At 74.9% G+C, this 24,390-nt stretch carries 18 protein-coding genes and 1 pseudogene; 11 read left to right on the plus strand and 8 right to left on the minus strand.

The window, feature by feature from the left end; genetic code table 11:
* Window positions 1-85: 85 nt before the first annotated feature.
* The 6 genes from H7X46_RS24935 to H7X46_RS24960 all read left to right on the plus strand — a co-directional run bounded on the left by H7X46_RS24935 (window position 86) and on the right by H7X46_RS24960 (window position 6,215).
* Window positions 86-1,687: a multicopper oxidase family protein gene (locus H7X46_RS24935; protein ID WP_186361673.1), complete on the plus strand. Its 1,602-nt coding sequence runs from the start codon at window positions 86-88 to the stop codon at window positions 1,685-1,687.
* Window positions 1,684-2,160: a hypothetical protein gene (locus H7X46_RS24940; RefSeq protein ID WP_186361674.1), complete on the plus strand. Its 477-nt coding sequence runs from the start codon at window positions 1,684-1,686 to the stop codon at window positions 2,158-2,160. Before H7X46_RS24935 ends, H7X46_RS24940 begins: the two co-directional genes overlap by 4 nt.
* Entirely contained in the window at window positions 2,127-2,675 is a 549-nt protein-coding gene (gene lepB, locus H7X46_RS24945; RefSeq protein WP_186361675.1) for a signal peptidase I, read from the plus strand. Before H7X46_RS24940 ends, lepB begins: the two co-directional genes overlap by 34 nt.
* Entirely contained in the window at window positions 2,672-3,721 is a 1,050-nt protein-coding gene (locus H7X46_RS30955) for a CopD family protein (RefSeq protein WP_186361676.1), read from the plus strand. The genes lepB and H7X46_RS30955 overlap by 4 nt, the downstream gene beginning before the upstream one ends.
* Window positions 3,722-3,764: 43 nt before the next feature.
* On the plus strand, window positions 3,765-4,394 hold the full coding sequence (locus H7X46_RS24955; protein WP_186361677.1) for a copper resistance CopC family protein: 630 nt from the start codon (window positions 3,765-3,767) through the stop codon (window positions 4,392-4,394).
* 153 nt (window positions 4,395-4,547) lie between these two features.
* Window positions 4,548-6,215 (plus strand): heme peroxidase family protein, encoded by a 1,668-nt coding sequence (locus H7X46_RS24960; protein WP_186361678.1) that lies wholly within the window; start codon window positions 4,548-4,550, stop codon window positions 6,213-6,215.
* Window positions 6,216-6,264: 49 nt separating this feature from the next.
* Here the strand turns inward: H7X46_RS24960 and H7X46_RS30155 are convergent, their stop codons facing one another.
* Complete coding sequence (locus tag H7X46_RS30155; RefSeq protein ID WP_370588949.1) at window positions 6,265-7,845, minus strand: lytic transglycosylase domain-containing protein; 1,581 nt, start codon at window positions 7,843-7,845, stop codon at window positions 6,265-6,267.
* Window positions 7,846-9,111: 1,266 nt separating this feature from the next.
* Window positions 9,112-9,480, minus strand: a pseudogene (locus H7X46_RS30160) (C40 family peptidase); the annotation flags it as partial.
* 614 nt (window positions 9,481-10,094) lie between these two features.
* On the opposite strand from H7X46_RS30160, the gene H7X46_RS30960 reads away from it, so the two are divergent.
* The gene (locus tag H7X46_RS30960) at window positions 10,095-12,059 is read left to right on the plus strand and encodes a fibronectin type III domain-containing protein (RefSeq protein WP_186361679.1); all 1,965 of its coding nucleotides are present in this window, start codon (window positions 10,095-10,097) and stop codon (window positions 12,057-12,059) included.
* Window positions 12,060-12,365: 306 nt separating this feature from the next.
* The gene (locus H7X46_RS24980) at window positions 12,366-13,298 is read left to right on the plus strand and encodes a glycoside hydrolase family 16 protein (RefSeq protein ID WP_186361680.1); all 933 of its coding nucleotides are present in this window, start codon (window positions 12,366-12,368) and stop codon (window positions 13,296-13,298) included.
* Window positions 13,299-13,355: 57 nt separating this feature from the next.
* Here the strand turns inward: H7X46_RS24980 and H7X46_RS24985 are convergent, their stop codons facing one another.
* The 3 genes from H7X46_RS24985 to H7X46_RS24995 form a co-directional block, all read right to left on the minus strand.
* Complete coding sequence (locus tag H7X46_RS24985; RefSeq protein ID WP_186361681.1) at window positions 13,356-14,597, minus strand: sigma-70 family RNA polymerase sigma factor; 1,242 nt, start codon at window positions 14,595-14,597, stop codon at window positions 13,356-13,358.
* A gap of 1 nt (window position 14,598) precedes the next feature.
* The gene (locus H7X46_RS24990) at window positions 14,599-14,946 is read right to left on the minus strand and encodes a YciI family protein (RefSeq protein WP_186361682.1); all 348 of its coding nucleotides are present in this window, start codon (window positions 14,944-14,946) and stop codon (window positions 14,599-14,601) included.
* Between the two features lie 108 nt (window positions 14,947-15,054).
* On the minus strand, window positions 15,055-17,886 hold the full coding sequence (locus H7X46_RS24995; RefSeq protein WP_255426857.1) for a LuxR family transcriptional regulator: 2,832 nt from the start codon (window positions 17,884-17,886) through the stop codon (window positions 15,055-15,057).
* Between the two features lie 43 nt (window positions 17,887-17,929).
* Here H7X46_RS24995 and H7X46_RS25000 point away from each other — a divergent pair, with 43 nt between their 5' ends.
* Window positions 17,930-18,937 (plus strand): nitronate monooxygenase family protein, encoded by a 1,008-nt coding sequence (locus H7X46_RS25000; protein WP_186361684.1) that lies wholly within the window; start codon window positions 17,930-17,932, stop codon window positions 18,935-18,937.
* A gap of 34 nt (window positions 18,938-18,971) precedes the next feature.
* Here the strand turns inward: H7X46_RS25000 and H7X46_RS25005 are convergent, their stop codons facing one another.
* Together H7X46_RS25005 and H7X46_RS25010 are read right to left on the minus strand one after the other, a co-directional pair.
* Entirely contained in the window at window positions 18,972-20,393 is a 1,422-nt protein-coding gene (locus H7X46_RS25005; protein ID WP_186361685.1) for an FAD-binding oxidoreductase, read from the minus strand.
* A gap of 44 nt (window positions 20,394-20,437) precedes the next feature.
* Window positions 20,438-21,139: a Crp/Fnr family transcriptional regulator gene (locus tag H7X46_RS25010; protein WP_186361686.1), complete on the minus strand. Its 702-nt coding sequence runs from the start codon at window positions 21,137-21,139 to the stop codon at window positions 20,438-20,440.
* 161 nt (window positions 21,140-21,300) lie between these two features.
* Between H7X46_RS25010 and H7X46_RS25015 the strand changes: the two genes are divergently transcribed.
* Together H7X46_RS25015 and H7X46_RS25020 are read left to right on the plus strand one after the other, a co-directional pair.
* Entirely contained in the window at window positions 21,301-22,260 is a 960-nt protein-coding gene (locus tag H7X46_RS25015) for a helix-turn-helix domain-containing protein (RefSeq protein ID WP_186361687.1), read from the plus strand.
* Between the two features lie 123 nt (window positions 22,261-22,383).
* The gene (locus tag H7X46_RS25020; RefSeq protein WP_186361688.1) at window positions 22,384-23,403 is read left to right on the plus strand and encodes a carbon-nitrogen hydrolase family protein; all 1,020 of its coding nucleotides are present in this window, start codon (window positions 22,384-22,386) and stop codon (window positions 23,401-23,403) included.
* Here the strand turns inward: H7X46_RS25020 and H7X46_RS25025 are convergent.
* The gene (locus H7X46_RS25025) at window positions 23,378-24,307 is read right to left on the minus strand and encodes a LysR family transcriptional regulator (protein ID WP_370588950.1); all 930 of its coding nucleotides are present in this window, start codon (window positions 24,305-24,307) and stop codon (window positions 23,378-23,380) included. The genes H7X46_RS25020 and H7X46_RS25025 overlap by 26 nt on opposite strands.
* Window positions 24,308-24,390: the final 83 nt, after the last annotated feature.

Genomic DNA, 24,390 nt, shown 5'->3' on the forward strand with positions numbered 1-24,390 from the left:
GGGCTGAGGTCGACCACCCTGTCACCCGCACAGTCACACCCAGTCGTCGCGTGTCGTACGCGGTAACCGGCGTGGGGGAAATGTCATGGGCGATGCGGCCGGGTTCGGGAAGGGACTGTCGCGGCGGGACCTGCTCAAGGTGTCGCTGCTGGGGGCGGCGGCGTTGACGTTGCCGTTCGAGCGGACCGTCAGCGCCAAGACCGTCTCGGAGATCGCCCCGAGCAAGCTGCCCAGGCCGTTCACGGTGCCGTTCGCGACGCCTCCGGTGCTGGCACCGGTGCGCAGCACGGGCACCACCGACTACTACGAGATCGTGCAGAAGCCGGGGGTCGCCGAGATCCTGCCCGGCGTCCGGAGCCCGATCTTCGGCTACAACGGCATCGCCCCCGGCCCGACGATCAAGGTCGCGCAGGGCCGCGAGACCGTGGTTCGCCAGATCAACGCGCTGCCCGGACGGCACCCGAAGCTGCGGTACGAGCCGTGGACCTCGACGCACCTGCACGGGTCGGCGTCGTTGCCCGAGTTCGACGGTTACGCCAGCGACATCACGCGCCCGGGCCAGTACAAGGACTACCGCTACCCGAACACCCAGCCGGCGCGCACGCTCTGGTACCACGACCACGGCCTCCACCACACCGGCGAGAACGTGTACATGGGACTGGCCGGGCTCTACCTGTTGACCGACCCCGTCGAGCAGGCGCTGCCGTTGCCGACCGGTCGCTACGACGTGCCGCTGGTGCTGCAGGACAAGATCTTCGCCCGGGACGGGTCGTTCCTCTGGGACGACAACGGCCACTCCGGACTGTGGGGGGACGTCATCCTCGTCAACGGGCGGCCGTGGCCGGTGATGAAGGTGGAGCGGCGCAAGTACCGGTTCCGGGTGCTCAACGGATCGGTGGCGCGCGGGTTCCGCTACCGGCTGAGTACCGGCGACCCGATCACGGTGATCGGCTGCGACGGCGGCCTGATGACCGCCCCGCAGCAGGTCTCGGAGCTGCGGCACGGCATGGCCGAACGCTACGAGATCGTCATCGACTTCGCGAAGTACCGGGTCGGGCAGCGGGTGGTCCTGCAGAACCTCGGTGTGCCGAACTCGCGCGACTACGACACCACCCGCAACATCATGGCGTTCGACGTCGCCTCCGAGGCCACCGACACCTCGAACAACACCGTCCCCCCGGTCCTGAACCCCGGGGCGGTCGCGATGGACCTCACCCCCGCCATGTCGAAGCGGACCCGGCGCCTCGTGGTGTCCCGCACCGGCGGCGAGTGGGTGATCAACGACATGACCTGGGAGAGCGTCGTGAGGTCACGGTACGAGGCGGTGGTCGCCGACCCCGGCCCGGGCGACGTGGAGATCTGGGAGATCGTCAATGCGTCCGGGGGCTGGTTCCACCCCGTGCACGTGCACCTCGTCGACTTCAAGATCCTCGACCGGAACGGGAGGCCGCCCCGGCCGGAGGAACGCGGGCCGAAGGACACCGTCTACGTCGGTGAGAACGAGACCGTGCGGATCATCATGCGGTTCGAGCACCAGGTCGGCCGCTACATGGTCCACTGCCACAACCTCCCGCACGAGGACCACGACATGATGACCCAGTTCCGGGTCGGTCCCCCCGGCGCCGGGCACGACCCGATCACGACCGCTCCGGCACTGCCCTACACCAGCTCGACGGCAGCGCTGTGAACGTCCCGGTGACCGGTGCCGCCGCACCGGGGGCGGTGATCCGGACCGCACGGGCCGGCGCTGCCGCCACGGTCCTGGCCGGGGCACTGCATCTCGTGGCCGGTGCCCTCCACGCGCACCACGGTCCGCTGGTCGGGGTGTTCTTCCTCGCCGTCGGCGGGGTGCAGATCTGGTTCGGCCTGGCGGCCCGCCGCGGCGTCGGTGAGCGCGTCGCCACGGCCGGGATCGCGGCCACCGTGGGCCTGGTGGTCCTGTACCTGGTCAGTCGCACGGTGACGCTGCCGATCGGGGCGCACGCCGACCGCCCCGAGGACGGTGACCTGCTCGGGTTCACCGTGGTCGTCGCCGAGCTCGCCATGATCGTCACCCTGGCGGCGCCGCTGGGGCCGCGGTGGCGGGCCCGGGCGCTGAACGGGGTACTCGCGGCCGGGGCGGGGGTGTGGACGCTGTGGGCGACCGGGCTGCTCGGCTGAGGGCGGCCGCCGGGACCGCGGCCCGGTTGCGTGTCCGCGCCCCGGGGGTCGTCACGGTCGTGGTGATCCTGGGCGTGCTCGGCGTCCACCTCCTGCCGTTCGAGGTGGTGCGGGTGCCCACGGCGAGCATGGCCCCGACCCTCCGGCCAGGCGATCACGTGCTGCTCGACCGGCGCTCCGTGCCGGTCGAGCGCGGTCAGCTCGTTGTGCTGCCCGACGTCGAGGACCTCGACAGCCTCATGGTCAAACGCGTCGTCGCGATCGGTGGCGACACCGTCGAGTTCGACGACGGGTTCCTGGTGGTCAACGGCATCCGGCCGGCCGAGCCCTACGCCGAGGGAGGGCGGGTCCCCGGGGTGTACTTCGCCCCGGTGACGGTGCCCGCCGGAGCCGTGTACCTGCTGGGTGACGACCGGGGCGACTCGGTCGACTCCCGCACGTTCGGACCGCTGCCGGCCGACCGGGTCGTCGGCCGTGTCACGTTCCGGGTCTTCCCGCGGCCCGGTGCGCCGTGACCGCGCGCCCGTGCACCGCGATCGCCCCGCACCGCGGACGGACGTGGCACGGTGTCGGCCTGGTCGCCGCCGTCCTCGCCGGGGCCGGGGTGGTCGGCGCGGTGGCCGCCACCGCCGGCACCGCGGACCCCCCGGTACCCGGGATCGCCCCGGTCGCGTCCGTGGTCACGTTCGGTCTCCCGGTCCTGCGGGCGCTGGCCGGCGTCGCCGCGGTGATCACCGTCGGCCTGTCGCTGCTGCCCGTGCTGGTCCGGGAATCCGGCAGCACGACCGTACCGGAGGGTGCGGCGATCGCGCGACGGACCCGGACGGGTGCGCTGGTCGCCGCGGTGGCGTGGTCGGTGTCGGCTGTCGCTTCGACGGGGTTGCAGGCCGCCGAGCTCGACCCCACCGTGCCGCTCACCGCCGGCGCGGTGGCCGATCTCGTCCAGCGGTCCGGCACCGGGCAAGGGCTGCTGGTCACCGCGGGTGCGGCGCTGGGCTGCGCGTCGCTCGCCGCGTACGGACTCCGCCGTGGCCGTGCCCTTCCGCCGGAACCGCAGCTCGGGCTGGCGCTCGTCGGGGTGCTTCCGGGCCCGGCGTTCGGCCACGCGTCGTCCACGGTGTCGTCAAGTGCCCACGCGGTGATGCTCCTGGCCACCGAGATCCACGTGCTGGCCGCGACGGCGTGGGTCGGCGGCCTCGCCGCTCTGGTCGCGTTCGCCGCGCGGCGACACGGGCTGCTGGCCGTGGCGTTGCCCCGGTTCTCCCGGTTGGCCGGGCTCTGCCTGGCCGGAGTCGCGGTCAGCGGCGTCGTCGCCGGCGCCCTGGGACTCGGCACCGCATCACCGTCCGCACTGCTGTCCACGACCTACGGCGGGCTGATCCTGGCCAAGATCGGGGTGACGGCCGCCGTCGCCGTGATCGGGGCCCACATGCGCAGGCGGCTGGTGCGCCGGGCACTCCAGGGCCGTCCCGAGCGGTTCGCCGCCTGGGCCACGGCCGAACTCGCCCTCATGGGGGTCGCGTTCGGGATCGCCGTCGTCCTCGGTCACTCCGGCGGGTGACCGTCCGCCCCTTGCCGTCTGCCGCGTCCCGAGAGGACCTCCGATGTCCACATCCCTTCGCTCACGTCCATGCCTGCGAGCGCTGGCCGTCACGACCGCGCTCGTCGCGGCCCTGCTGGCCGGCCTGCTCGGCGCCGGTCCCGCGCAGGCCCACGAGGATCTCGTCGCCAGCGATCCGCCCGACGGTTCGTCGGTGACCGCCGCGCCCACGGAGATCCGCCTGACGTTCTCCGGGGCCGTGCGCCCGGGTACGAGCACGGTCGCGGTCACCGGGCCCGGCGGGCGCCGCTGGGAGGCCGGGGCCGCGAGCACGGCGGGCGACACCGTGACCGTCCCGCTCCGGCGACTCGCGGAGGCCGGGACCTACACGGTCGGATATCGCGTGGTGTCCGGGGACGGCCACCCGGTCACCGGCAGTACCACGTTCATCCTGGACGTCGCCCCGCAGGAAGCGCCCTCGACGACGCCGTTCCCGCTGCCCGCACCGGATTCCGCAGCAGCGACGGTCCCGCCGAGCCCCACGACCGCGCATGAGCCCACCGCGACACCGGCCACCGGGCCGGCCCGGACGGCCGCCGCCGACGCCGCCGCCGTGCCGGCATGGATGTTCTTCGCACTCGCGGCGGTCGTCACGCTGGCGGCCACGACGACGCTCGCCCGGCGCCGCCGCTGACCCCCGGTTTTCGGGGGTGGGTTCCGACCCATGTCGGTCTGCTGGCCGGCGGTACGAACGGGCAGGCTCGGGCCGACGCCCGGACGACCGTCCGGTGGCGACCATCCGGACCGGCCACGAACCCGCGCCCGGGGACACGACGGGGACGACGGCATGCAGCACGACGCGGACCGGACCGGTGGGGGCTGCCCCTTCAACGCGGCCGGCACGCCGGCCGTGTCACGGCGACGGGTGCTGGCCGGCGCCGGGCTGGCCGCGCTGGCGGCGCTCACCGGGTTGGGCGGGACCGCGGCGGGCGCGACACCGGGTACCCGGCGCGCACCGCTTCCCGGCCGTCCGCGGCGGGCGCGCCGGGGAGTCCGCGGCGGTCACGCCCAGGGCGACCCGCGGGGCAGTGACATCGCCGTCCGGGTGGGGCGGGACAAGGAGGCCCGCTTCGGGCTGATGTTCAAGCAGCTCCCGGCCTTCCTGCCCCCGGACGCGCTGCTGCTCGGCCTGGCCCGGCAGATGGTCGACCCGACCCCACCGGTCAGCGACGTGAAGGACAGCCAGGACGGGTTCAACAACCTGGCGATGCCCGCCGGCTACATCTACCTGGGGCAGTTCATCGACCACGACATGACCCGCGATACGACACCGATCGAGGTGGCGCGCTCCGATCCCCGCGCCCTGGTCAACTACGACACCCCGCGGTTCGACCTCGGCAGCATGTACGGGAACGGACCGATCGCGAACCCCGAGCTGTACGACCCGGCCGCTCCGGGGAAGCTCCTGCTCGTCCAGCGGGACGGCGTGGTCGACCTGCCCCGCGACGAGGTCGGCGCGGCCTTCCTCGGCGACCCGCGCAACGACGAGAACCTGATCATCGCCCAGCTGCACACCGCGTTCATGCGGCTGCACAACCGTTTCGTCGACGACGGCCGGTCGTTCGCGCAGGCCCAGGAGCTCACCCGCTGGCACTATCAGTGGGTGATCGTCAACGACTTCCTGCCCAGGATGGTCGGGCGCGATCTCGTCGACCGGCTGCTCAGCCGGCCCGCGCGCGGCCCGGCCCGGTTCCTCGGACGCCACTACCGCCCGCGGAACCCCAAGCGGCCGTACATGCCCGTCGAGTACTCGGGGGCGGCCTACCGGTTCGGCCACAGCATGATCCGCGCCGAGTACGAGGTCCACGACGCGCGCACGGTGCCGATCTTCGCCCCGGACGGCCACGAGGACCTGCGCGGTTCCCGCCCGATCCCGCCGTCGCTGGCCGTCGACTGGAACTACTTCTTCGACATCCCCGGCCTCTCACGGCCCGACGACCGCAACATGGCGCGGCTGATCGACACGAAACTCTCCCTGCCGCTGTCCACGCTCCCGTCCACCGTGGTGACCCCCGCCGTCGGGGCGATCACGGCACTGGCCGAGCGGAACCTGCTGCGGGGCAAGCGGCTCGGCCTGCCCGCCGGCCAGGACGTCGCACGAGCCATGGGTGTCGCGCCGCTGACGAACGCCCGGCTCGGTCTCACCGATCCGGGCTGGGGCGGTAAGGCGCCGCTGTGGTTCTACATCCTCAAGGAGGCCGAACTGGGTGGTGGCCACACGCTCGGACCGGTCGGCGGGGGGATCGTCGCCGAGGTGATCCTGGGCCTGCTCGCGGCCGACCGCACGTCATACCTGAACGGCTCGGGTTTCACCCCGGTGATCCCGCACTTCGGGATGGGTGAGCTCCTCACCCTCGCCGGGGCCGTCGACCCGAGGTTCCGGCCCGCGGAGCCCGAGCCGGCCGAGCCCGCCCACCCCGAGGCACTCCCGGAGCCGGCCGGCCCGACCGTGTGATCCCGCGGTCTCGGAGCGCCGGGGGCCCGCGCCGCACCAGAGGTGCGGATCACAGCAGGCGCCCGACCCGGCCGGCGAGGGGCGTCGGGTCGCCCGTGGCTGCCTCGAGCGCCACCACCACCGAGCCGTGGACCTCGACGAGGCCCGGCAGGTCCGCCGCGACGCGGCGTGCCTCCGCGGGGCTCGCGTGGGAGGAAACCGTCACGGTCAGGACGACCACGCCGTCGGTGTCGGCGACCGTGCACGTCGTGCGGGTTCTCGTCGACGAGGCGGTGGTGCGCAGCTTCGCGCCCGGCTCCAGCACCGCGGCGACCGCGTCCGGCGGGAATCCCTTCGTGCACAGGTCGCGGGGCAGGGCCGGGGCAGGCGACACCGGCGCGGGACCGGTCGGGCCCGGCGCTGTGGGCGTCGGCTCCGGATCAGCCGGCTTCGAGGTGGTCGATTCGGGGACGTTCGGCTCGGGGGTGGTCGGGGTCGGGTCGGTCGGAATCGGGTGGGCCGGGGTCGGGCCAGCCGGAATCGGACCAGCAGGATCCGGGCCGGCCGGATCCGGGCCGGCCGCACCCGGCGCGGCCGGCCCCGGGGTCGGCTCGGGGATCGTCGACACCGGGGCGGTGGGCCGGACCGGAGCGGGAGGCGGAGCCGGTGTGGTGGGCGGGGCCGATGCGGGCGTCGTCGTGATCGGGGATCGGGGCTTCTGCCTCGTGGGCCCAGGAGCCTGCGGGCGGGCGGGGGCCGGTGCCTCCGGTCCCGGCGCCGTCGCCGCCGATGACGACCTGCCGGGCGTCGCCGGAGACGTCATCGGGCCGGCGGGCAGTGCGGGTGCCGCCGGCCCGAGCGGGCGGTCCGCGGCGCCGGTCGGGGTGGCTGCGGCGAGCGCGGCGAGCGGTGAGGTGAGGATCGTGCGCCGCGACGGAGCGCCGGACCGGTCGGGCAGCACGCTCGTTCCGGCGGCGTAGGCCCGGGCCCAGCCGAGTACGGCCTCCACATAGGTCTCGGAGTGGTTGTACCGGAACACGGCGTCGTGCAGCTGGGCGGGATCGACCATGTCCAGCCCGCCCGCACACATGTAGAGGCCGGTGGCCGCGGCGGCGTCGAAGACGTTGTGCGGGTCCGAGCGGCCGTCGTCGTTGCCGTCGGCGCGGTAGATCTCCCAGGTCGACGGGATGAACTGGGTCGGCCCGATCGCGCGATCCCACACCGGGTCGCCGTCGAGCGTGCCTCCGTCGGTGTCGACGATCGACGCCGTGCCGCCGGAGCCCGTCAGCTGCGGTCCCAGGATCGGTGACAGCGTGTTGCCGGCCGCGTCGACGTCGCCGCCACGTGCGTGCTCGGACTCGACCTTCCCGATGCCGGCCGCCAGGTACCAGGGGAACCGGCACCCCGGCGAGACGGCCGCCATCTGCGATTCGGCCCCGCGGTAGGCAGCGAGGACCGTGGCCGGGATACCGGTCGCATCGGCGCCCGGGTTACCGGGTGCGAGCGGGACGGGACCGGGCGCGGCCGGGTCGTCGGTGGGCAGCTCGCCGGTCGCGCCGTACGGGTTGGTGTCCGGCGGTGGCTGGACGGTCCCCGGAGCGGACTGCAGCGTCGGTGCCGGTACCACCGTCGTCGCGAGCCAGGCGGCCACGAACAGCGTGAGTGCGCGGCTGCACCAGCGCGCGGAGGGCCACGCGTCTCCGGGCGATGCCGTGCCGGCCGACAACCATCGGTCGTCGACCGGCATCCGGTGGAGTGGAGCCGGTCTGGGGCGCAGGACGTGCGGGACGCGCCGCCACCGCCCTCGGCGTCGGGAGACGGGCACTGCGGATCACCTTCCGGATCGACGTCGTTGCGGGTGCGGGTCCGAGCGGCGCGACAGCAGACACGGGTGTGGGGCACCGCCACAGCACGCCGTGACCGGCGGCGCCCCGCCCGTCCACGGCCGGCGCGCGCTCGCCCGGGTGGCGTCGGCACGCTCCCGGGGCGCGGCACGCGTTCGCGCCGGCCCGTGCGGGGCCGGGGCTGCCGGCGTGTCCCGTCCCGGGGCATCGGTGTGGCCTCACGGGCAGGGCCGCGGGGCGGTCGCGGGCACGGGGACCGGTTCAGTGCGGTGCCCGGGAGGGAGGCACGTCGGCGTGGCCGTCCCGGCGACCGCCGATCCCGGCGCCGGTTCGGCCGTCGGCTGCACGTCGACCGCCGGCGCCGGTCCCGTCGCCGTCGGCGGAACGGTCGGGGCCGCTCCGGTCGTCCTCGGTGACGCGGCCGGCGTAGGTGGCGCGGTCGGCGTCGGCGGCGCGGTCGCTCTCGCCGGCGTGGTCTCCCTCGGCGACGCGCTGGTTGGCGGCTGCGCAGTTGTCGTCGGCGGCACCGTTGCCGGGGACGGCGCGACGCGACTGCCACCCCCCGACGGCGCCGAGGTCGGCGGAGGTGTCGGCCGGGGCTTCGTGGCGGGCCCGCCGGCCGGAGGCCTCGTCCCTGGTGGGTCGCTCGGAAGCTCGCCCCCCGGCATCGCGGCCGGGGTCGGGGCCGGTCGCGGCGTCGCGAACCCTGGGGTGGGCAGGACGCTGGCCGGTGGTGAGACCGGCGACGGTGGGGCTCCGGGCGCCGGTCTCACGGCCGGGGCCGTGGTGCGAGCCGGCGGCCGAGCGGTGCTCGGGTCCGCCGGGACGGGCCCGGGAGGCGGCGGGGTGGCCGGCGCGACGGGGATAGGCGGTGCGGGCCGGCGGGACGGTCCGGCCGCTCCCGGTCGCACGACGGGTGCCGGCACGGCACGCAGCGTCGTGAGCGGGTCGACTGTCGGGAGGTCTGCGCGTGGCGCGTCGAACCGCTCGGGCACCGGCGCGGGGCGGACCGGGGTTCCGGGGGATGACACGACACCGGGCAGCAGCCCGACCCGCACGGAGCCCGGCACGGCGGCGGGCCGGGTCGCGCCCAGATAGCTGTCACCCGGGTACCGGACGTGCGCGACCTGCACCGGTTCGCCGAAGGTCGGCGCGTTCACCATGCGTCCCTCGCCGAGGTACAGCCCGACGTGGTGAACGCGCTCCACCGTGCCGTAGAACACGAGGTCCCCGGGCAGCAGCACGGCGTTTGTCGGCACGTGCGGCCCGGAGTGGAACTGGGTGTGCGCGGTGCGCGGCATCCCGACACCGGCCGCGGCGTAGGCCGCGGTCGTGAGCCCGGAGCAGTCGAATCCGGCGTGGCCCGCGGCCGGACCGTTGCCGCCCCACACGTAGGGAAGGCCGAGCTGCTGCAGCGCGAAGGCGATCGCGCTCGCCGCCACGCGGACGTCCGGTGCGGCGTCGGTGGTGGGTACGGGGCCGACCGGACCGCCCTGCCCGACCGCGCCGGCGAGGGTCACCGAACCGGCGGGCGAGCCCGGGGCGGCCGGAACGACCGGGCCGACGCCCGGCGCGTGCACCGCAGCGCCGGAGACCGCGGGCACGACCCGTCCGGTGCCTGCGTGCACCGCCGGCTCCCATGCCTGCCGGTACTCGCCGGCCGGGACCGGGCGCACGGTGCCGGACACGAGCACCAGCGCACCGAGGGCCGCGCCGCCGGCGAGGACGAACGTGTGGCCCGCGTGGAACCGCCGGGTGCGACGCGTCGTCATGATCCCCCTTCCCGAGACTGCGGCCAGCGTCTCGGCGGTCCGGACACGCGTAGGAGCCCAAGGGGGAGGGTCCGCGGCCCCCAATCTGGGGGTCGGACGGCCGGCACCCCCGGTTGTGGGGGGTCGGCCTCCACCAACCACGGCTGGTGACCGCCCGGCCGCCCGGATGACGCTGCCCCCGGCAATGACCGCCCGCCGAACGGGCACCGACACGACGGGGGACGTAGGACATGACGACGCAACGCGTGCGGCCGGCAACCGCACCGAGGACGCGGCGGACGGCGGTGGTCGGCGCATTCGGCGTCGTCCTGCTGTCCACGGGACTGGTGATGGCACCGAGCGCGCTCGCGGCCGTCCCGACCGCTCCGGACAACATCACGATCTTCCCGGACCGGGACTTCATCTCCGTCGAGGGTTATGCCGACCACGCGGGCCAACCGATCACCATCGAGGTCACCCGCCCCGGCCAGGGCGTGATCGGATCGGCCACCGGCACCGCCGCGACCGCCGACGAGATCGCGGCCGGGAACCCGACCATCGAGGTCAACCACCCCGGCGGGCTCTGCTGGGGCGCCGGCGGCGGCGTGCAGGTGACCCCGGACATCCGGCCCGGTGACACCGCGGTCGTCAAGTTCGGCGGTACGGCCGCCGGGGACACCACCACCCAGGACATCGCGGTCACGGACTCGGTCCTCGAAGGCAGCCGGCTCACCGTGAACGGGCGCATGGGGACCGGCGTGGACCCGGCGAACATCGAGCAGCGGATCGTCCAACCCGATCTGAAGGACGACCCCGCGGTCGGGCGACGCGACGTGCGCGCGCTCCCGGGCCCGCTGACCCCGTCGGACCAGGGGACCTACAGCTCCGGCCTGACCGTGAACGGGCAGGGCTTCACCGCCGTCTACGAGTTCCCCACCCCGGAGACGGCCCTCACCGCGTCGAAGGGACAGCTGCGGGCGATGGCCTGGCAGAACACCGACGGCGACGGCAACCGGCAGGGCCTCACCATCTCCGAGTTCGGCGAAGCCGGGGGCCCCGGCATGGGTGGCTGCCCGGCCCCGGCCGCCGGGCAGGGCCCGCTGTCGCCGACCGCCGTCACCGCGGTGCAGAACGGCGACGCCGTCGACGTCACCTGGACGCCGGCGGCCCAGAACCCGGGCACCGCGGCGATCCAGGGCTACACCGTCCGGGCCGTGGACATCACCGCGACCGGTGGTGTGCGGAACGAGATCGGCAAGCGCACCAGCGACCCGGCCGCGACCACGATGTCGCTGCCGACCACGCTGGCCGGCAAGCGCGTCGAAGTGCGGGCGATCACCCAGGCCGGCGAGTCCTGGCCGCCCGCGCTGAACGGCACCACCGCCCCCGGCGGCGGTGAACCGGGGGACACCACCGCACCGGCCGCCTCCGCCGCGCCCGCCGGCGGGACGTTCACCGACGCCCAGACCGTGACACTGACCGCCGACGAGCCGGGCAGCCAGATCTACTACACGCTCGACGGGACCGACCCTCTCGAAGGGTCCGACCAGGCGAGCCTGAAGAGCATCGCGTACACGGCACCGGTCGAGATCGCGCCGTCGCCGACCCCGGTGGTGCTGCGCTACGTCGCCTTCGACCCGGCCGGCAACGCCTCGCTCGCCCGGACCGAGACCTACACCTTCGCGACCGTGACCGGGCCCGGCGCACCGACCGCCGTGACCGCCATCGGCGGCGACCGGTCCGCGACCGTGGGCTGGACCGCCCCGACGCTGCCGCCCGGTGCGGCACCCGTGACCGGCTACCAGGTCACCGCCACACCGGCGGGGCCCGAGGGCGGGGCGCCGGTGACCGCGAACGCGGGTGCCGCGGCGACGACGCAGCTGGTCTCCGGCCTGACCAACGGGGTCACCTACTCCGTCACCGTCGCGGCCACCAACGCCCAGGGGACGAGCGTCTCGGCGCCGGTCTCGGTGACACCCGCCGTACCGGCGGTGGACCGGCTGACCGTGACCGGCGCCCGGTGGCGGTCGGACGACTTCCGGGTCGACGGCACCGGCACGGTCCCCGGAGCGGTGCTCACCCTGCACACCGGCTCGTTCACCGGGCCGGCCATCAACACCGGGACCATCACGGTGAACCCGCCGGCGGCAGGGGCGGCAGCCGGCACGTGGTCGGTCCGGTTGCGCAACGGCGAGCCTCCGCGCCACCCGGGCACCATCTACGTCACCTCCGACAAGGGCGGCCGGATCGGTCCGGTGACCGTCCGCTGACCTGACACCACCATCAACCCTCGAGGGCACGTTCCGCGTTCCGCGGAACGTGCCCTCGCGCGTCCGTGCCACGGCTCCGGCCCCGCCGACCCGGCGCCCGATCAGGCAACCCCCAGCTCAGGGGGATGAACGACCCCCTCGCTCGGTCTGCCGTCGCGGACGCCGGGCGAGCACCGTCAACGGTCGACGCCCCGGTCGCGGGGCCACGACGGGGAGAGATCGATGATGATCAGATTGGCAGTCGTCACGGTGGCCGCCGCGACGTGCTGTGTCACGACCGGTGCCGGAATGCCCACGACGGCAGCGATGGTCGTACCTGCCGGAAGCTGCGCGTCGGCGGACGCCACGTCCCCCACGGACGCCGTGCCGTCGGCCGACGCCACGTCCCCGCCGGAGGCCGCCGGAAAGCACGGCCCCGGCGGGCGCCGAGGCGACGACCACGCGCGGCACGAGCGGCCGGCAGCGTCGCCGGGGGCCACGACGAGGACCGGCCACGACCGCACGGGGTCGACCGGCAGGTCGACCGGCCCGGCGACGAAGCACTCGCGGGGCTCCACGACCTCGGCTCCGGCGGTCACCGTCACCTCGACCCCCGGTGTCACGGCCGCCGAGAAGCACGGCTGGGGGGCACCGGCTCGTAGCGACGACTTCGACGGGGACCTGGACCGGTGGAACCTCTATGACGGTCCCGGTCACGCCGGCAACGGCCGGCGCAGCCCCGACGCGGTGTCGGCCCGCGACGGCGTGCTGACGATCACCGGTGACAGCTCCGGCACGACCGGCGGGATGGCCTGGGGTGAGGGCGCCAAGTACGGCCGCTGGGAGGGGCGCGTCCTCGCCCCTGCGAGCGACCCGTCGTACAACGCGCTGCTGCTGTTGTGGCCGGACGCCGAGAACTTCCCGGTCGGCGGAGAGGTCGACTTCATGGAGATGACCGACCCGGCGCGGCAGGAGACCAACATGTTCCTGCACTACGGGGCCGACAACTCCCAGCTCCACGGCAAGGTCGGGATCGACGCCACCGAGTGGCACAACTGGGCGGTCGAGTGGACCCCCGACCACATCGTCGCCTACGTCGACGGCCAGGAGTGGTTCCGCACGACCGACACGAGCGTTCTGCCTCCCGGACCGATGCACCTCACGATCCAGCTCGACTGGTTCCCGAAAGGCGGTTCGGTGCGGCCCTCGGCGATGCACGTCGACTGGGTGCGGTACTACCCGTTGACGGACAACGGCTGACCGCACCCGGCGGGAGTAGCCGGCGCCCTGGTGAGCCGCCTGTCGACGGCCGGTGGCTCACCGCGGGAGCTGCGCGAGCCGGGCGGCGAGGTACTCGCGCTCGACGGCGTTCTCGGTGAGCAGCAACGCCTCCTGGTAGGCCGGCCCGGCCTCGGCGGTGCGGCCGAGCCGGGCGAGCAGGTCGGCCCGGGCCGCGGGGAGGTAGCCGTAGCCGGCGAGCTGCGGCTCGTCGCCGAGGGCGTCCAGGGCGGTGAGCCCGGCCGCCGGGCCGTCGGCGAACCCGACGGCGACGGCCCGGTTGAGCGCCACCACCGGCGACGGCCAGATCGCGACGAGCAGGTCGTAGAGGGCGACGATCTCGCGCCAGTCGGTCTCGACGAAGCTGCCGGCCTCGTCGTGCACCGCGGCGATCGCGGCCATCAGCGCGAACCGCCCGGGTGGGCGCCGGCGCAGCGCCTCGCGGACCAGCCCGGCGCCCTCGCCGATCGCGCGCCGGTCCCAGCGGGAGCGGTCCTGGTCGGCGAGCAGCACCAGCCGGCCGTCCGGGTCCACGCGGGCCTCGCGGCGGGCGTCGGTGAGCAGCACGAGCGCGAGCAGGCCGGCGACGTCCGCGTCGTCCGGCAGCAGCGCCCGCAGCATCCGGGCCAGGTCGACGGCCCGCTCGACGAGGTCGCGGCGGACCAGGTCGTCGCCGGCCGGTGCGGCGTGCCCGGTGGTGAACAGCAGGTGCACCACGGTGAGGACCGCGTCCACCCGGGCCGGCAGCTCCGCGCGCGGCGGCACCCGGTACGGGATCCGCGCGGCGGCGATCTTCTTCTTGGCCCGGGTGATCCGCGCGGCCATCGTCGGCACCGGGACCAGGAACGCGCGTGCCACCTCCGCGGTGGACAGCCCGCACAGCAGCCGGAGCGTGAGCGCGACCTGCGCGTCCCGGGCGAGTGCGGGGTGGCAGCAGGTGAACACCAGCCGCAGCCGGTCGTCGGCGATCTCCGGGGCCTCGGTGGCCCGTTCCGGTCCGGGGACGGCCTCGTCGTCGACCAGCAGCGGCTGCGCACGGTGCGCGGTGGCGCGGCGCCGGTGCAGGTCCAGCGCACGGCGGCGGGCCGTGGTGGTCAGCCAGGCGTCCGGGTTGTCCGGAACGCCGTCGGCGGCCCAGGCGGTCAGCGCCCGGGCGTAGGCGTCCTGCACGCACTCCTCGGCCAGGTCGAGGTCACGGGTGACGCGCACCGTCGCGGCGAGCACGAAGGCCCAGCCGCGCCGGTGCGCGTCGGCGACCGCGGCGGGTACCGACGGGTCCACGTCAGTCGAAGGTCCGCACGGGGCGGACCTCGACCCCGCCGAACGGGGCCGGCACGTCTCGCGCGATCGCGACCGCGGCGTCCAGGTCGGGCGCCTCGACCACGTAGAAGCCGCCCAGGGCCTCCTTGGTCTCGGCGAACGCACCGTCGGTCACGGCGTGTCCGCCCGACTGGTCGCGGCGGATCGACGTGGCGGTCCCCGTCGGGTGCAGGGCGTGCCCGCCGACCAGCGACGCGCGGTGGCGCTCGCCGAACGCGGCGTGCCGGTCCAGGATCCGGCCGGCCTCGTCCTCGCTGGTGGCCGCCCACGCCTGCTCGTCCTCGTAGATGAGGATCACGTACTTCGACATCGGTCCGTCCTCTCCTCGTCGAGCCCGCGGAGGATGGGCTCTCATGTCTACCGACGCGCAGCCGGCGGCGGAATCGACAGCGGCGGGTTCCCGTCGCCGCGACACTCCCTAGGCCCCGCGGTCCTCGGGCAGCGCCGCAGCCAGCCCGCTGCGGGAGCGGACGCCGAGCTTGCGGTAGGCGGACGTCAGGTGGGTCTCGACGGTGCGCCGGGTGACGAACAGCGCCTGCGCGATCTCCCGGTTGCCGTGCCCCGCCGCCGCGAGCCCGGCGACCCGCCGCTCCGCGCCGGTGAGCGCGTCCGCGCCGGTCAGGGCGGCGCGCCGCGGCCGGTACCCGAGCTCGACGAGGCGTGTCCTGGCCTGCTCCTCCAGCCGGCCGGCACCGGTGCGATGCGCCACGTCCAGCGCCGCGCGCAGTTCCACCCCCGCCTCCGAACGCCGGCCGAGGCGCGCCGACGCGACACCCAGGTCGTGGCGGATCCAGCCGGCGTCCGACACCAGGGGCCCCACGGCGAGGGCTTCCCGCAACGTGCCGACGGCGTCACCCGGCGGCTGGGCGGCGGCGACGGCGTGCAGCGCCCGCGCCCGCGCGCCACCGGTACCCCAGGCGTCCGCGGCGGCGGTCGCCGCGCGGGCGCAACGGAGGGCCTCGGCCCGGTCGCCGACGGCGGCGTGGGCATGCGCGAGCGCGACGTGCCGGGGAGTGCCCGGCGTGGCCAGGACGTGACAGGACTCCTCGCGCCGGTCGAACTCGGCGAGGTCGGCGAGCGCGTCCACCGGCCGCCCGGCGGCCAGCCGGAGCAGCCCGCGGCCGTACAGCAGGAGCCGGTACGGCGTGGAGTCCGGCAGCGCGGCCGCGGGCGGATACCCCCGGGCGAGCCGCTCGGCGTCGGCGAGCCCACCCCGCTCACGGTGCACGTCCAGTACGCCGGCGACGACGGCCGGCACGTGGAACATCGGGTCGGGGAGCGTGGTGGCCGCCGCGAGCGCCGAGCCGGCGTGTTCCTCCGCCGCCCGCAGATCACCGCACATCAGGTCCAGATAGGAGCGGAACAGCGAGGCCAGTACGAACCCGACCGCGGAGCCACGCCTCGCCGCGTCCTCGTGGGCCACGTCGAGCAGCCGGGCGGCGGCCGCCCAGCGCTCGGCCTGCAGCAGCACCCACACCACCTGGTAGACGGCCAGCGCGTCCGCGGTCTGCTCACCGACCAGGGCACCTCCGGCGGCGGCGCGCGCGGCCAGGTCGGCCGCGGCCTCGGCGCTCCCCCCGTCCAGCGCGACCTGGGTACCGAGGTTGGCCAGCAGCAGCCGCTCACCGGCGGTGGCCCCCGTGAGCCGCCCGGAGAAGCGCCGGAGCCGGTCGGCCCGCCACACGCCGACGGCGATCGAATGCCGGGAGGCCGAGAGGATCTCCGCCTCCACGGCCAGGGCCTGCTCCGGATCCGCAGCGGCGAGGGCCGCCAGCTCGCCGTCGATCTCGGTCGCGGTCTCGGCGAGCCGGTCGCCGGTGAGCAGGGCCCCCACCAGGTCCCGCAGCGCGGTGCGGCGCGTGGCCAGGTCGGTGGCCAGCGTCAGCGCCTCGCGCAGCGCGGCCGCTGCATCGGTGAGCGCGCCCTGCGCCACCGCGGCCCGCCCGTCCAGGATCAGCAGCTCGGCCCGCTGTCCTGGGGTGGGCGGCTCGGCGAGTGCGCGGGCCACACGGGCCCGGACCGCCGCGACGTCGCCGTGCGCCGCGGCGTCACGCGCGGCGTCGAGCAGCAGGGCGGGTACGGCGGGGTCGCCCAGTGGCGGCACCGCCAGCAGGTGGTGGGCCACCACACCGGGCTCAGCCCCGTCCCGGGCGAGGCAGCGGGCGGCGGCGCGGTGCAACTGCATGGCCCGGGCCGGAGGCACGGTCGCCGCGACGGCCTCCCGTACCAGCGGGTGCCGGAACCGCGCCGGGGCGGCCTCGGCGAGCAGCGCCGCCGTGAGCAGCTCTCCCGCGGCGCCGAGCGCGTCGTCCCCGGACAGCCCGGCGAGCTCGGCGGCGAGGGCCAGCGATGCACCGTCGTCGAGCACCGAGCAGGCCTCGGCGAGCACCCGCGCGTGCTGACCCAGTGCGGCGAGCTGGGTCGCAACCCAGCCTTCGAGCCGGGCCGCGGGCCGCCCACCGGCGAGGAGCTCGGTGACCAGCAGGGGGTTCCCGCCGGTCAGGCGGTACCAGTCGGCCACCTCACCCGGTGCCGGCTCGGCTGGGCCGCGGCGGCGCATCAGCTCGGCGACCGCGGCCTCGGACAGGGGCGCCGGACGCAGCACGCGGGCCCGGGGCGCGCCGGCGAGCCGGCGCAGCGCGTCGGTGGCGGGCGCGTCCCGCGCCGTGACACCGAGGACCACGGGCAGGTCGCACACGCGGTGCGCGAGGTAGGCGAGGAACTCCAGCGACGGCGGATCGGCCCAGTGCGCGTCGTCGACGACGAGCAGCAGCGGGGCGCGCTCGGCCAGACCGGCACACAACCAGTACAGGCCCAGCCTGCGCGCGGCGTCGTCCCGCCCCGGATCGGCCGGTGTCAGGCCGAGCGCATCCGTTCCCCAGCCGGCCGCGCCGCCCAGCAACGCCTCCCGTTCGGCCGCCGGCGCGGCACCCACCCGGTGGGCCAGCAGCTGACGCACGACGCCGAACGCGGCCCCGGACTCGGCGACACCGCCCCGAGCCACCAGGACCTCCATCCCGGCGGCCCCGGCCAGGGCGGCCAGCCGGTCCGCCAGCACGGTCTTCCCGATACCCGGCATGCCCTGGACGACGACCGTGCCACCGGCACCGGCGGTCGCAGCGGCCTCGACCAGCTCAGCGAGCGCGGCGAGCTCGGCCCGGCGCTCACACAGGGCGCCCCCGATTCCTGTGGTCGCACCGGCGAAATCCCGTGGTGGCTCCACGGCGCCGACCGCGTCCCCCGCGGGCATCGTCACCGGCACAGGATGGACCCACCCACCCAGGGAGAACCAGATGTTGCACACCAGGCTCTGCGACCTGCTCCGCATCGAGGTCCCGATCCTCTGCGCGCCGTTCGGCCCCTGGCCCGAGGTCGAGCTCGCCGCGGCCGTGTGCTCGGCCGGTGGGCTGGGCAGCCTCGGCACCGCCGCGGCGCCGCTGCCCGTCCTCCGGGAGCGGTGGTCCCGGCTGCGTGACCTCACCGACCGGCCCTTCGCCGTCAACCATGCGGTGCGGCCGTTCGACGAGGAGGCGTTCGACGCCACGCTGGCCTTCCGGCCGGACGTGATCAGCTTCCACCAGCTGGTCTGCCCGGATCTCGTCGCCCGCGCGCACGAACGCGGCATCCTCTGGGTTCAGCAGGTCATGCACCGCGCCCAGGCGGAGGAGGCCCTGCGCGCCGGCGCGGACGTGATCGTCGCGCAGGGCGGTGAGGCCGGCGGGCACAGCGGCTCGGTCGCCGGCATGGTGCTGCTCGCGCAGGTGCTCGACCTCGCCGGGGACGTTCCCGTGGTGCTGGCCGGTGGGGTCGCCGACGGGCGCGGGCTGGCGGCCGCACTGGCCATGGGTGCCTCGGGAGTCTGCATGGGGACCCGTTTCCTCGCCTCCACCGAGATGGCGGTGCACGCCGACTGGAAGCGCCGGATCGTGGAGGCCGACGCGCTCGACGCGGTCAAGGTGGCCAACGACGATCTGATCATGCCGCCCTACACCAGGCCCGGCGCACCGCCCCACCGGCCGCGGGCGCTCCGCACCCCGCTCGTCGACGCGCTCGCCGACCGCCCCGGGACCGTGGACGGGGCGGCGGTCGGCGCCGAGTTCCTCGGAGCCGTCGCCCGCGGCCGCGGCGACGAGTACCTGCCGTTCGCCGGCCAGACCGTCGGGCTCGTGCACGACGTCCGTCCCGCCGCCGAGATCATCCACGAGGTGACGGCGGGTGCGGCAGCCGCGCTGCAGGCGGCGGCCGCCCTGACGGCACCGCCGGCGCGGGAGCACCAGCCCACCCACCGGCCGTCGACGTGACGGCTCCCGCCGTCCCGCCGACGGACCGGTCAGGTCACGCCCTCCGCCCGGACGGGCGCACGTTCTGGTTCATGCGGAATACGTTGCCCGGGTCGTACTCGTCCTTCACCGCGACCAGCCGCCGGTACTTGTCCGCGCCGAAGGTGCGGCGCACCCGATCGTCGTCGACCTGGGAGAAGAAGTTGAGCGCCATCCCCGCGGCCGTCCACGGGCGCAGGGCCGCGGAGGTGTCCTTGACCCACCCGACGTGGTCCCGGTCGTCGCCCCCGGTCCAGATCCCGTAGCAGTGGTAGAACCAGCGCGCCGACCGGCCGCCGACCGGGACGGCGTCCTCGGCCACGTCGGCCACGGCACCGCCGTAGGGCGCCAGGATCGTGACGCTGGCCGGGGAGGTCGCCGCGTTCGCCCGGTCGACGGCCGCGGCGATCGCCTCGTCGGGCAGGTCCGTGAACAGGTCCGAGGTCCAGTAGTTGCGCCGCCCCGGCGGGTTGCCGGGATCGGTGAGCGCCTGCAGCGCCAGGTAGGGCATCGGCCCGACGGTGTCGACCACCGGGCTGCCGTGCCCCCGCAGCGCGGCCAGCGCCTCCGGGCCGTGGTCGAGGTCCCCGAAGTAGGCCGTGATGACGGTGACCGCCGGTCGGCCACGGAGGGTGGGGGGCACGAACGGTGCCGGCGGCGCCGTCATGAGGATCGCCCCACCGGCGACCTCCCGTGGTGCCTCCTGCATGACGTCGCGGAAGTGGCGGCAGACGTCGGCCGCGTGCTCGCGCGGGTACATGAGCATGCCGCCGTAGATGGTGGGGCCGACCGGGTGCAGGCACAGCTCGAACTCGGTCACGACGCCGAAGTTCCCACCGCCGCCGCGCAGGCCCCAGAACAGCTCGGGGTGCTCGTTCTCGCTCGCCGTCACGATCCGGCCGTCCGCGGTGACCACCCGGGCGGAGACCAGGTTGTCGCAGGCGAACCCGTGCATCCGTTCGAGCCAGCCGCTGCCGCTGCCGAGCACGAAGCCGGCGACCCCGGTGGTGGTCATCCGGCCGCCGGTCGTGGCCAGACCGTGCTCCTGGGTGGCCCGGTCGAGCTCGCCCCACGTCACGCCCGGGCCCACCCGCACGCGCCGGGCCACCGGGTCGACGGATATCTCCTTCATGGGCCGCAGGTCGAGCAGCAGGCCGTCGTCGATCGCGGAGTAGCCGGCCGCCGAGTGGCCGCCCGCGCGGACGGCGACCGGTAGCCGCTCGGACTGGGCGAACAGCAGCGCCGCGACGACGTCACCGTCGCAGGTGGCCCGGGCGATGACCGCCGGGCGGCGGTCGAACATCGCGTTGAAGACGGCCCGGGCCTCGTCGTACCGCTCGCCGTCGGCGCGGGTCAGGATCTCGCCGGCGAAGCCGGCGCGGAGCGGTCCGAGGTCCGTGCCGCGGACCGTGCTCCGGGGTGCTGATGTCTGGGTCATGCCAGGACGGTGCTCCCGGCCGCCCCGGCCGGCAGTGCTGCACGTCACAGGCCCGCGTCGGTGGTCTGCGCCGCCCGTTCGAGTGCGGTCCGGTCACGGATGTAGAAGTGGCCGTCGCGCTGGCTGATGACGCCGGCCCCGATCAGCGTCGACAGGGCGCGGTTGACGTTCTCCCGGGTGGCCGCCACGTGCGCGGCGAGCTCGCCCTGCGACAACCGGAACCGGAGCCGCACCCCGTCGGGGGTCACCTCGCCGTACTCGTCGAGCAGGGAGAGCAGCAGGCCGGCGACCCTCTTGCCGATCCTGCCGAACGCGACGTCACTGAACAGGTAGGCCGCTCGCACGGCGGTGATGCTCAGCTGCTCCAGCATCCGCTGCATGGCCGCGGGGTGCCGGGACATGAACGCCAGCAGCGGCGCCCTCCGGATCAGCAGGCAGGTGCTGGCCGTCATGGCGGTCAGGCCGAGCCACCGGGTACCCCTCGGGTGGAACAGCCCGACCTCGCCGGTCATGCTCACGGCCGGGAAGACCGCCATGATCACCTCCCGGCCGTCGACGCTGACGCGGTGCGCCTTGAGCTGGCCCTCCGCCACGATCACCAGGTCGTCGGCGCGGTCGCCCTCGAACCAGAGCGACCGGCCGCGACCGTAGGTGTGCCGGCGCACATCGGGCAGCAGCTCCGCGATGTCCTGTACCGACAGGTCACGGAAGATCGGGGTCTGACGCAGGATCCCGGTCGGGTCCATCCCGGGAGCGTAGCGCCGGGCGCGAGGGTCGGTCGGCCGTTGCGACCCGCGGACGCCGCGGCAGGTCCCGGCAGCCCGAAGGGGACGACGCTGGGCAGCGCACCCCCGGGCTGGCAGGCTGGCCGTCGTCCGGGCTGCCCCTCGCCGAGGAGGTTCGTGGCATGCGCGCGGTCCTCGATCACCGCTCCTACGCCGAGCTCAGCACGTCGACGGTCGCGGACGACGAGGCCTTCGCGTACTGGCGTGAGGTCATCTGTGCGGCGTTCGTGCGCCTGGCCGCGGAGCCGATCGACGAGCACGGGTTCCGGGGACGCATCGAGCACCTCCCGGTCGGCCCCCTGGAGCTGTCGACCGTCACCGCCGGCAGCCAGCACGTGCGACGCACGCGGTCGCTGGTCGCGGCGGGTGAGGGCGAGTTCCTGCTGGCCAGCATCCAGCTCGCCGGGCGCGGCCGGGTCGAGCAGGACGGCCGGACCGCCCTCCTCGGACCCGGTGACATGGCGTTCTACGACAGCACCCGGCCCTATGTCCTGCACTTCGACGACCCGTTCCGCCAGCTCGTCGTGATGGTCCCCAAACCCGAGCTGGCGCTGACCGACACCCGGGTGCTCACCGCACGACGCCTCGGCCGGGGCGATCCGGGGGCGGTGATCTCCACGTTCTTCGTCTCGCTGACCGACACGGCACGGAACTCACCCTCGGCCGCCGCCACGCTCCTGCCGCACGCCCTCGGCCTGCTCGCCGCCGGCGCCTGCTTGCCCGGCACCGGATCCACACCGGACGCACACGACGCGTTACTGCGCGAACGCGTCGACTCGTTCCTGCGACGCCATCTCGACGACCCGGCACTGAACGCCGGCTCGATCGCCGCCGGATGCGGGGTCTCGCGCAGCACCCTCTATCGCCTCGTCGGCCACGAGGGGGTCGCCACGCGGCTGCGCCGGATGCGCATCGAGCGCGCGAAACAGCTCCTGATGCAGGACCGGTCACGCCCGGTCGGCGCGATCGCGGCAGCCTGCGGCTTCGACAGCGAGTCGGGCTTCTACCGGGCCTTCCGGGCGGCCACCGGCCACAGCCCCGGCGGCTACCGGAGCGGAACCGGACCCGATCCGGGCCACTGACGCCCGGTCACGGCCGAGCTGGCACGTCCGGTCAGCCGCCGAGGAACGGCCGGTCAGCCGGGACGCCCACTCCTGCTCGATCATCGGGGCCATCGGGCAACAGCCGGGCGTCAAGGAGGACCCATGGACAAGACCGTTCGAGTGGCTGCCGTGCAGGCCGAGCCCGCGTGGTTCGACCTCGCCGCCGGCGTCGACAAGGTCGTCGACCTCATCGGACAGGCCGCAGCCCGGGGCGCGCAGCTCGTCGGCTTCGGAGAGACGTTCGTCCCCGGCTACCCGTGGTGGATCTGGCTCGACTCACCGGCCGCGGGTATGCAGTTCGTGCCCCGCTACGCCGCCAACTCGATGACCCGCGACGGCGCCGAGATGGACCGCATCCGGCGGGCCGCCGCGCAGCACCGCATCCACGTCGTGCTCGGCTTCAGCGAACGGGCCGGGGGCAGCCTCTACATGGCACAGGCGTTCATCTCCGACACCGGCGAGCTCATCGCGGTGCGCCGCAAGCTCAAGCCCACCCACGTCGAACGCTCGGTCTACGGCGAAGGTGACGGCAGCGACCTGCAGGTCCACGACACCACGCTGGGCAAGCTCGGCGGGCTCAACTGCTGGGAGCACTTCCAGCCGCTGACCAAGTACGCCATGTACAGCCTCGGCGAACAGATCCACGTCGCGTCCTGGCCCAGCTTCTCGGTCTACCGCAGCGCCGCCCAGGCACTCGGCCCGACGGTCAACACCGCGGCCAGCCTCATGTACGCCGTCGAGGGACAGACCTTCGTCGTCGCGCCCTGCTCGACGGTCGGCCGGGCCGGCCAGGAGCTGTTCTGCGACACCGACACGAAAAAGCAGCTCCTGCGCACCGGCGGCGGCTTCGCCCGCATCTACGGCCCCGAGGGCTCCGAGCTCGCCACCCCGCTCGCCGAGGACGAGGAAGGCCTCCTGTTCGCCGACCTCGACCCCGCGCTCATCGCCATCGCCAAGTCCGCGGCCGACCCGGTCGGCCACTACTCCCGCCCCGACGTCTTCCGCCTGCTGGTCAACCGCAACCCCGCTCCGCGGGTGGTCGAGACCTCCGCCGAACAGGTCACGACGCTCCCGGCACATCACGACGACGAGTCGCTCACCGCGCCGATGTCCCCGGTCTGACCGACGCCGTTCCGGCCCCCGGCAGCACCTCGTCCGAGGTCTGCAGGACCCGGCGCAGGACGGCCGACTCGTCGTCGTGCCGCCACGCGAGGACGACGTCGATCGGCGGGAGCGGGTCGCTGATCTCCTGGACGCACACGCCGTCGAGCGGGAGGTGGGTGACCGCGCTCGCCGTGGTGAAGTGCAGACCGACCCCCGCCGAGACCAGCGCCATGCAGGTCCACGAATCGGGGGCGGTCTGGGCGAACCGGGGCGCGAACCCGGCGGCGTGACACTGCTCGACGAGGGTGGCCCGCACCGCGGAGCCGAACGACTCCGGGAAGGCAACCAGCGGCTCGTCGCGGAAGTCGCCGATGGAGACCGTCGTGGCCCGGGCGAGCCGGTGCCCGGTCGGCACCGCGACCACGCACCGCTCGCGGGCGACGACACGGCTCGCCACGCCGACCGGCGGCCGCACGAACCGGGCGAGCGCCAGGTCGGCGTCCCCGTCGAGCAGCTCGGTGAGCGCGGTCGCGCCGTAGCGGCCGGGCAGGAACTCGAGGTCGACGAGCGGGTGCTGCTCCCGCACCGCGCGGGCGAGCTGGCCCACCGCGGCGTGCGCCGACGGGCCCGCGAAGGAGATCCGGACCCGGCCACTGCGCCCGTCCCTGGCGGCGGTGACCGCGGCCCGCGCCTCGTCCGTGCGGGTGAGCAGGGCGCGGGCGTGCGGGAGGAGTGCGAGGCCGGCCGGGGTCAGCTCGACGCGGCGCGTGGTGCGCCGGAACATCTCGGCGCCGAGCTCGGTCTCCAGCGCCCGTACGGTCCGGCTGAGGTGCGGCTGCGCCAGGTGCAGCCGCGCGGCCGCCCGCCCGAAGTGCAGCTCCTCGGCGACCGCGACGAACACCTGAAGCTTCTGCGTGTCCACACCCACCATCCTTTGATGCCTCGACCGAATCAATATGCCAGAGACTGGTATTGGACAGGCGATGGATTTCGCCGGACGATCGG

It is taken from the genome of Pseudonocardia sp. C8, assembly GCF_014267175.1.
Taxonomy (GTDB): Bacteria; Actinomycetota; Actinomycetes; order Mycobacteriales; family Pseudonocardiaceae; genus Pseudonocardia.